Genomic DNA, 1,618 nt, shown 5'->3' on the forward strand with positions numbered 1-1,618 from the left:
GGATAGGAGCGTGCTGGCTTCATCCGCTTACGATAGCCGCGAAAGCCTCAAGTTCATAACACGCTCTAGGAATTGAAATTTTTGTATCCAAAGCTTGCGTCTGCATTATCAGCATTTCTTCCGTTTAGATTATTTTCCTGGCTGCTTATCAGTGCGATGTAGCCCTCAATGTGCTGGGTACTGTCCGACTTCACCACGGTTCCACCATCCTCCGCCGAGTTCGCGGTATAGAACGACTGTGTCGATGAAACGTTGAGTGCGTGCCTGGATCAGTTCGAGTGATGCGTTTTGATAAATTTGTTGTGCAGCGAATATTTTTAATGCAGATACACTGCCAAGCTCACGTTGGCGCTCCAATAGCACCTGGACTTGTTGGGCAGCTTTCTCGCTGTTGGCTGCCAATTGAAGTTTGACGGCATCGTGTTGCAGGTTTGATAACACATCGGATAACGAGTGGATTGCCTCAACGACAGTTGTTCGCCAGCGTGCATCTGCTTCGCGCATTGCTGCTTCCTGGGCACGCTGGCGGTGCTTGAGTTTCCCAGCATCGAAGATCTTCTGTGTTAGACCTGCAGAGACCGACCATAGACCGCTTCCTGTGCCGAAGAGTGTGGTTGCATCTAGCGAAGCGGAGCCGAGCCGTCCGCTGATCGTAATGTCAGGTAGGCGCTGCGCAGCGGCAACGCCCACCAGTGCGGTCTGTGCGTGCAGCGCTGCTTCCGCTGCCTTTATGTCAGGGCGCTGTTCAATTAACTTGGAAGACAACGTCATTGGGAGCGTGCTGGGAATTTTCAGTGTATCCAGATCAATCGAGATATCGGAAACGGTGGTGATCTGCTTGCCCATCAGCGCAGCTAGTCTATGTTGAACCTGCTCGCGCTCGATGAGCAATGTTTCCAGTGCCGATTTAGATTTTGCAAGGAGCGACTGCTGGAGTGCCACATCGAAACCATTACGTGTGCCAATTTCAGCTTGTGCGACCATTATGTCTAGAAAATTTTGATCAATATCAACTATATGCTGTTGAATGCGGATCTTTTTGTCGATAGAGCTTTTTTGAATGGCCGTGATCACAACGTTGCTGGTCAGTGCAAGGTAAGCTGCTTCCATTTCGAAGCGGGCATAGTCAGTCTGTGCGCCACTCGCCTCGATAGAGCGGCGTATGCCGCCCCATAGGTCAAGATCATATGTTGCACTAAGATGTAAATTGGATACCGAATAGTAGCTCGGTAAGCCGACATCGCCATCTTCGGCCTGGGCATGACGGCGTCGTTGCTGGGAGACATCTGCATCAAGAGTGGGCAGCTGCCTACTTCCCTCTGCGAGTTCAAGTTGCTTTGCTCTATTTAGTGCTTCGCCAGCCGCTTGTAGGTCAGGATTATCTCGAACTGCCTGTTCTACTAAAGATGTCAGTTCGTCAGATCGGTAAAGTTCCCAACATTTTCCTGCTACTTCACTACCCACCTGAACTGCTTTAGTATCACCTTGGATTATCTTTGTTGAGGCGATATTCTGTTCGGTGGGTAGGTTGATCATGTCAGCATAGTTAGAGCGTGTTATGAACTTGAGGCTTTCGCGGCTATCGTAAGCGGATGAAGCCAGCACGCTCCTATCCGAC

At 50.2% G+C, this 1,618-nt stretch carries 1 protein-coding gene; it reads right to left on the reverse strand.

Features of this window, described 5'->3' with window-relative positions:
- Positions 1 to 165: 165 nt before the first annotated feature.
- Positions 166 to 1,618 (reverse strand): efflux transporter outer membrane subunit (locus XALGPE39_RS11660; RefSeq protein WP_235429799.1); only part of this gene is annotated, 1,453 nt, incomplete at its 5' end.

This window comes from Xanthomonas sp. GPE 39, from assembly GCF_000963005.1.
In the GTDB taxonomy this organism is placed as follows: Bacteria; Pseudomonadota; Gammaproteobacteria; order Xanthomonadales; family Xanthomonadaceae; genus Xanthomonas_A.